Here is a 6,157-nt window from a genome sequence, read left to right as displayed (position 1 = left end):
CATCAAAGACGGTAACGGTAACACTACTACTACTACTGTTAAAGACGGTGCAACCGGTGCCAAAGGTGATACCGGTGAAAACGGTAAGTCTGCTGAAGGTAAAGTTGAGCGTGATGAAGCTAAAGGTACTTCTACCATTACTATCAACAACTTCGATAAAGACGGTAAAGTCATCTCTACTACTACCGCAACCGTTAAAGATGGTAAAGACGGTAAAGATGGTAAAGATGCTGATGGCACCTTCGGTTTGCGTGATGAGGAAAACAAAGAAATCACCAAACCACTGAATAATACTATTCAGATTAAAGGTGATGCGGGTACTAAAGTTCAAGTATTCGACAAAGCAACCGGTAAGACTTCAGAGAAAGAAGTTCAAAACATCTTCGTTAAGAAAGACGGCGATGCGCTGAAAGTCAGCTTGAACCCTGATCTGACCGTTAACAGTGTTACTACTAACGAACTGAAAGCAGGTCCTGTAACCATCAACCAAGGTGGTATCGATGCCGGCAACACTACTATTAAAAATGTTGCTCCAGGTAAGAACGGTACCGATGCGGTTAACGTTGATCAGCTGAACCAAAAATTCGGCGATGTGAACAGCAATGTGAACAAGGTTGACAACAACGCCCGCGCAGGTGTGGCTCAAGCTCTGGCTACTGCCGGTCTGCCACAAGCTTACTTGCCAGGTAAGAGCATGCTGGCTATCGGTGGCGGTCACTACCGCGGTGAAACCGGTTACGCTGTCGGCTTCTCTAGCATCTCTGATGGTGGTAACTGGATCATCAAAGGTACTGCTTCCGGCAACTCACGTGGTCACTTCGGTGCTACCGCAGCAGTTGGTTACCAATGGTAATCTGACTTTCAGACGGCCTGAAAAGGCCGTCTGAAAAGACGAAGCAAAGTAAATGCGGCCTATTTAGGCCGCATTTTTTTATGCTTAGATTATGTGTTGGTTTTATTCGATGAATTAATCGTTATAGTAGCTAAAGAGAAATGAATATATCTTTAGCAGTCTGTTGCAATGTAAAAGGCCGTCTGAAACATTATTTGATGTTTCAGACGGCCTTTCATTTATTCACACTATATGCCATTAATCCCAAATATTTGCGCGTTCTACTTCTTTCCATGCGTCTAGAATCAGGCTACCGTCGTTGTCTTTCAGCAAGGTGGCATCTGAGAGCATACGGCGCCAAGTGCGGGCATTTTTTAGGCCGTGCATTAAGCCTAGTGCGTGGCGGACGATGTGGCGCAGGATGGTGCCGCGTCCTGAAGCGATTTGTTCGTGGCTGTATGCGTATAGCCAAGCCGCTAAATCTGCGTATTGGATTGGTGCGTGTGCGTCGTTGTAAAACAGTGCATCCCAATCGCGCATCAGCATTGGATTGTGATAAGCCTCGCGCCCGATCATGACGCCATCGACAAATTTCAGATGTTCGGCGATTTCTTCATTGGTGGTGATGCCGCCGTTAATTAAAATTTCTAAGTCTGGAAATTCTTGTTTCAAACGGTACACGTATTCATATTTGAGTGGCGGGACTTCGCGGTTTTCTTTCGGGGATAAACCGTCCAACCAGGCATTACGCGCATGGACGATAAATGTGCGGCAGGCTGTTTTTTCGCGAAGTGTTCCCACAAAATCTGCTACGACTTGATATTCTGTCTGTCTGTCTACACCAATGCGGTGTTTGACCGTTACCGGAATTTCAACTGCATCCTGCATCGCATTCAAACAATCTGCCACCAAATCTACATCATTCATCAAGCAAGCGCCGAAGGCGCCTTTTTGAACGCGTGGGCTGGGGCAGCCGCAATTTAGGTTGACTTCATTATAACCATACGCCTCAGCTGCTTTAGCGGCGATTGCCAAGTCATGCGGATCTGAACCGCCAAGCTGTAAAGCTACCGGCTGCTCGCCTTCGTTGAAACTTAAAAAGCGGTCTTTATCTCCATAAACCACCGCGCCTGAATTGACCATTTCGCTATAAAGCCAGGCATTGCGCGTAATTTGTCGCGCCATAAAGCGATAGTGTCTGTCTGTCCAATCGAGCATGGGTGCAACAGACAAGCGGCGTGAAGGTAGGGAAGAAGCAGACATTGAGATGGCTTTCAAACAAAATAATGCATTATATAGTGTATCAAATTGACTTTCGATATTAGCAGTAAATCAAAATGATATCTAAGGTGTTGTAGCTGAGGCTAAATCTATTCATGGTGGTGGAAATCCAATATTCAGACGGCCAAATAAGTTTTAAAATACCAAACAGCAAACCATTAGAATGATAAGGAAAAAAACATGGCACAATTTTTCGCCATCCATCCCGATAATCCCCAAGACCGCCTCATCAAACAAGCCGCCGACATTGTCCGCAGTGGCAGCGTTATCGTTTACCCTACGGACTCCTGCTACGCGCTGGGTTGCAAACTCGGTGACAAAAACGCGATGGAGCGCATTCTCGCGATTCGTAAAATCGATCAAAAACACCATCTGACTTTGATGTGTGCCGATTTGAGCGAATTGGGTACTTACGCCAAAGTAGATAATGCCCAATTCCGCCAGCTCAAAGCAGCTACGCCCGGCAGCTACACCTTTATCCTACAGGCAACCAAAGAAGTCCCCAATCGCACGCTTCACCCCAAACGCAAAACCATCGGCCTGCGTGTTCCCGACAACGCCACTGCCTTGGCACTTTTGCAAGAATTGGGTGAACCTATTTTAAGTTGCACCCTTATGCTGCCTGAAGACGAAGAGCCATTGACCGATCCATACGAAATTCGAGACCGTCTTGAGCATGCTGTTGATTTGGTTATCGATGGCGGCTGGTGCGGTACTGAGCCGACAACGGTTATCGATATGACCGATGGTACCGAGCTGATTCGTCAAGGCAAGGGCGATATTGCCGTATTCGGTTTGTAAAACCATCCGCATTTGTATAAGTAGGGATATACGTATTCTTTCTATGACGTATTAAAAGCATATTGCCAATTTTATTGATAGCTCAAAAAACAAATTATTCAATTAAGCAATTGTTCAAAATCATTTCATCAAAGGCCGTCTGAAATCTTTCAGACGGCCTTTTCCATTTTTTAGAAAACAATTCATTTTAAATAAAATTCCGAGCAATTGGCACGATGCTTGCATGATTACCGTGATTGCTGATGACTTGTCGACGGAATACAACACACCGCTTATTAATAAAAACATGACTGGAGAACTTTTGATGATTGGTTTTTCTGTTCAAACGTCATGATTTTGTTTAAAAATTAAAGATAATCGGTTAATATTTTAGACTAGCGGATATTTTGTAAGTATGAAATACTATCCCACTTCGAGATAGTAAAAGACCTAAATTTCGTCTCAAAGTGACAATAAACGTCAGCTTGAGATAAGCATTTTGCTGGGAAATCCTCCGCAATAGTTTTTTTAAAGTAGCGTCATGCTCATGCTCACGCTTTTACCTATCATAAAAAGAGAAAGACACACCTATGAATAAGATATTTAAAGTTGTTTGGAACCGTACGATTCAATCTTTTGTCGTAACTTCCGAATTGGCCAAAGGCCGTGTGAAATCGTCTGCCGAACAAAACAGTGCAGATGTATCTGCCGAATCCGGTAAAAATGGTATCGCGACAGTTTTCAGATTGACAGTAATTTCGGCAGCTCTTTTTGGGGCAAGCAATGCATATGCGGCAACTGCTCCACAAGGGCAAATTGCTACTGATGGTAGTGGTGCAATTGCTATCAGTGGTGCAACAGCAACGGGTTTTGGTGCATTAGGGGTTGGATTAGCGGCACAAGCCAATCAAGGTAACGCTATTGCCATAGGTAATTCAGCCCAAGCTCAAACTGGAAATACCATTGCCATCGGTAAAGATGCAGTGGCAAATTCTCCAGGTTCGGGTAGTGCGCCATCAAGTGCTATTGCACTTGGTGCAGACGCGAATGCAACCGGACTTGGTACGATTGCTATTGGACGTGCATCTGAGGTTCTCTCCCAAAATAGTATGAATGTGAATGTAACTCACAATAATATTGCTATTGGTAATACGGCTCGAGTAGGCGATTCAAGTAGTTCTAAGATAACTCAGTCTATTGCTATTGGTTCAGGTAACCGTGTTGATCCACAGGGCAGACCTGAGGGTGCGTGGGCAAAGGGAGACCAATCTATTGCGGTTGGCGGCAATGTCTTGGCTAATGGTAATTCATCTGTTGCTATTGGTGGTGATGATTTAGATTCGGTAGGTGGTACTCGATATTCTGGCAATGCAACGGATAAATTCATCAAATATAATGAAAAAGGTGCAAAGACCGGTGAATATACGCTGAGCGGTAAAAGTCTGCGTGATATTTATAAAGAGATGACTGGTGATACGATGAATTACGGTTCTTATGGTAATACTATTGCCGGTCAAGGTTCTGTTGCATTAGGTGTGCAGTCTAATTCATCTGCTGATTTGTCTCTGGCTATCGGTACTAAATCTCAGGCCACTGCCTTTGGTGGTGTAGCTTTGGGTACAGGTGCGAAGGCTACTTTGCTGAACTCTGTGGCTTTGGGTACGGCTTCTAAAACCGATAAAGAAGGTAAGGCATACGTTCAACGCGAAATCATGGGCGAAACCTACACTTGGGCAGGCGGTGCAACTACCGATGCCGGTGATGTTGTGTCTGTCGGTTCTAAAGGTTACGAACGCCAAATCATCAATGTATCCCCTGGCGATATTTCTGCTACTTCTACTGATGCCATTAACGGCTCTCAACTTTATGGTGTATTGAGTGCGCTCGAACGCATTCGTTATTTCTCTGTTAAGTCAGAAGAAGGCAAAGCTGACGGTACGAAAAACTGGAACAATGACGGCGCAAAAGCAACCAATTCGATTGCCATCGGACCGAATGCGGCAACAAGCACTGGTGCGACGGGTAGTGTTTCCTTGGGTCATAATGCCAATGTACTTGGTTCATCTTCTGTTGCCGTTGGTCCAAATGCAACTGTAACTTCGGGAACTGTGGGTGCTGTGGCTTTAGGCTCTAATGCCAACTCTCGTGGAACAGGCTCTATTGCCATAGGTTTGAATACAGAAAATGATCGCAATTACTCTATAGTCGTCGGTGCTCACAGTAGAGCCAACTACGAAAATGCAACCGTTGTCGGTGCAAGGGCAGCAGCACAAAATAACGGTACGGCAATGGGCTTTTTGTCAAATGCAGTCGGTGATGATTCTGTTGCAATCGGTCATCAGGCGCAGACAACGCAAGCTTATTCTATCGCCATTGGTAAGCAGGCAAACAGTTCAGGTCTTTATTCCACCGCTATTGGTTCCTCAGCCCAAGCTGCTGGGCAGAATAGTTTTGTCGGCGGTAATAATGCAAAAGCGACTGGAAGCGATTCAGTTGCTTTGGGTAGTGGCGCGACGACTACGATCGGTAGCTCTGTTGCATTGGGTAATGGTGCTGTTGGCACTGCCAATAATTTTGATGCAACAGCTAAAAATGCCTCATTCAAAAACGATAGTGGCGCTGCGACCAATGTCAGCTATGCGGCTTCTTCATCCTCTACAACAGGCGCGGTTTCTGTAGGCAGTGCAGGCAATGAACGTCAAATCCAGAATGTTGCCGCAGGCCGTATTTCCGCCACTTCGACTGATGCGGTCAATGGTAGCCAGCTGTACACAGTTATGAACAATGTTGGACACAATATCCAACAAAACGGTACAGACAAATCTCGTATCAATAACAACGGTACAGTCAACTACGCCGATGGCAACTTGACGACCGTTGCGGTCACCGATGGCGAGAATGCGTCAAAAGTTCAAATCAATGTTATTCAAGGCACACTGTCTGTCGATAATAATGGCACAGTGTCCGCACCGACTGCCGGTGTGGCGACTGTCGGCGATGTAGCCAATGCCATCAATAATGCCAAAACCACAACCAAGGTGGCGGCAGGCAGCAACACGCATGTCAATAAGACAACTTCAGGCAAAGAAACCACTTATACCGTCAGCGCAGATAAAGCAACGGTACAAGTTTCCAATGCTTTGAATTTGACCTCCAATACTACAACTGCAGCCGATGGTGCAGTAACAACTGATTACAGTATCGATCTCGCTCAAAGTACTAAAGATAATATCCAAAAAGGTGTGGATGCCAAAACCACCGTTG

Annotated in this window: 4 protein-coding genes; 3 read left to right on the top strand and 1 reads right to left on the bottom strand. The window is 45.3% G+C overall.

Going from position 1 to position 6,157, the window contains the following annotated elements; translation table 11 throughout:
- A partial coding sequence (locus HMPREF2661_RS11550; protein ID WP_210400050.1) for a YadA family autotransporter adhesin occupies nucleotides 1-853 on the top strand: 853 nt, incomplete at its 5' end.
- 237 nt (nucleotides 854-1,090) lie between these two features.
- Here the strand turns inward: HMPREF2661_RS11550 and dusA are convergent.
- Entirely contained in the window at nucleotides 1,091-2,101 is a 1,011-nt protein-coding gene (gene dusA / locus HMPREF2661_RS00880; protein WP_107831980.1) for a tRNA dihydrouridine(20/20a) synthase DusA, read from the bottom strand.
- Nucleotides 2,102-2,293: 192 nt separating this feature from the next.
- Here dusA and HMPREF2661_RS00875 point away from each other — a divergent pair, with 192 nt between their 5' ends.
- Both HMPREF2661_RS00875 and HMPREF2661_RS00870 read left to right on the top strand, forming a co-directional pair.
- The gene (locus tag HMPREF2661_RS00875) at nucleotides 2,294-2,914 is read left to right on the top strand and encodes an L-threonylcarbamoyladenylate synthase (protein ID WP_070822102.1); all 621 of its coding nucleotides are present in this window, start codon (nucleotides 2,294-2,296) and stop codon (nucleotides 2,912-2,914) included.
- A gap of 569 nt (nucleotides 2,915-3,483) precedes the next feature.
- The coding region (locus tag HMPREF2661_RS00870) for an ESPR-type extended signal peptide-containing protein (RefSeq protein ID WP_210400049.1) at nucleotides 3,484-6,157 on the top strand (2,674 nt) is incomplete at its 3' end.

The sequence above is a fragment of the Neisseria sp. HMSC061B04 genome (genome assembly GCF_001836705.1).
Classification (GTDB): domain Bacteria; phylum Pseudomonadota; class Gammaproteobacteria; order Burkholderiales; family Neisseriaceae; genus Neisseria.
The sequence above is the reverse complement of the archived record's forward strand: the minus strand, read 5'-3'. Positions and strand labels throughout refer to the sequence as shown.